The sequence below is a fragment of the Paracoccus sp. (in: a-proteobacteria) genome (assembly GCF_030536915.1).
GTDB lineage: Bacteria > Pseudomonadota > Alphaproteobacteria > Rhodobacterales > Rhodobacteraceae > Paracoccus.
Genome location: NZ_JAUNPC010000221.1, coordinates 1 through 1,594, shown reverse-complemented (window position 1 = coordinate 1,594; position 1,594 = coordinate 1). Strand labels below are relative to the sequence as shown.

1 protein-coding gene is annotated in these 1,594 nt (G+C 70.0%); it reads right to left on the bottom strand.

Annotated features, from left to right (window positions below; genetic code table 11):
* Positions 1–1,594: bifunctional lysylphosphatidylglycerol flippase/synthetase MprF (gene mprF, locus Q4F04_RS15905; RefSeq protein ID WP_303370758.1), on the bottom strand; the 1,594-nt coding region annotated here is incomplete at both ends.

Here is a 1,594-nt window from a genome sequence, read left to right as displayed (position 1 = left end):
TGGTGACGTCGAACAGCGCCTGCGGCAGCGTCAGCCCTCCGCGGCAGGCAAGGTATTGCGGCGTCCAGACGGGATCGAACTTCTGCTTGAAGGCGCGCAGCCCCTCGAAATTGTAGAACTCGTCGCCGCGCCGGTAGATGAAGGTGCCGACGCGGTTCCAGGTCGAGGCCAGCGGATGGTCGGTCAGCCCTGCCAGCGGGGCGGCGCCGAGGTTGAACCAGCGATAGCCCTGCGCCTGCCCGTAAAGCAGCAGATGCGCGAAAAGGGCGTCCATGACGATGTTCGGCGCCTCGGGCAGATGGCGCATCAGGTCGATCGACAGCTCGCCGCCGTCGCCGCTGCGCCAAAGGTTCGCGAAGGCGAGGATGCGCTCGCCGCGCCGCATCACGGCGCAGTCGAACTCGGCGATATAGGCTTCATCGAAGCGGCCGAGCGAAAAGCCTTTCTCGCGCCCGCTCTTGCTGGTCAGCCAGGCGTCCGAGACGGCGCGCAGTTCCGGCAGGATCGCAGGCACCTCGGCCTTGGGCACGACCGAGAAGGCGATCCCCTCGCGCCCGGCCTTGCCTCTGGCATAGCGCAGGGGCTTGCGGGCGGGCAGGGTGAGGGTGAAATCCGCCAGCGGCACCCGCGCGACCTCGCCGATCTTCAGGATCGCCAGCCCCATGTCGAGGTAGAAGGGCAGGAACGCGGGCTGGACGGCGTAGAAGACGGCCCGCGCCCCCGCCCGGTCGGCGGCTTCGGCAAAGCGCCAGATCAGCACGGGGGCGGATTGCGCCTCGCCCACCGGATCGCCCATCGTGATCCAGCTCGATCCCCGCTCGGCATACATCAGGAAGGCCTTGCCGTCCTCGGCCACAAGGAAGCGCTTGTCGCCCAGCAGCGCCACGCAGGCCTGCGTGTCGGAGGAGCCCGCGAGGATCCGGCGGACGGCCGGGGGGACCGGGATGGGCGGATCGGCCGGCCGCATGACGGGGCGGTTCACGAGCGTGTCGATCGCCAGCGCCGCCGCCAGGACGGAGAGCGCCAGCGTGGCGCGCAGGAAGCGTGGCGCGTCACCTTTCCATGCAAACTCCCACCACAGGTCCGCCCGGTAATCGACATGGCGATAGGCCAGCAGGCCGATCAGCGTGCAGGCGGCCACCACGATCACGATCAGACCGATCCAGGTCCGGTCCGGCCGGAAGAAGCGCCAGTCGCCCTTGCGGTAGAAGGCCGGGCCGGCAACCGTCAGTCCTGCGGCGATGGCGGAGAGCAGCAGGGCCTCTTCCCAGTCGAGCCCCTTGGCCAGGGAAAAACCGGCCCCCAGCAACAGCAGGGCGATGGCCGCGAGCCGCGCGGTGGCAAGGCGGCGGTAAAGTCCGCGCGCGATGACGATCAGCAGCAGCCCGGTCAGGCTGGACAGCAGGTGCGAGGCCTCGATGAAAGGCAGCGGCACCACATCCTCGAGCCAATCCATGCGGGTGCCGCTGGCGGGCAGGTTGGCCGACAGCAGCAGCACCACGCCGCCTGCGAGGACCAGGATGGCGGCGAGGGGCGGCACCACGCGGCGCAGGATGGCCAGCCGGGGCGCCCCGGCGCCGGACACGGTGCGGCG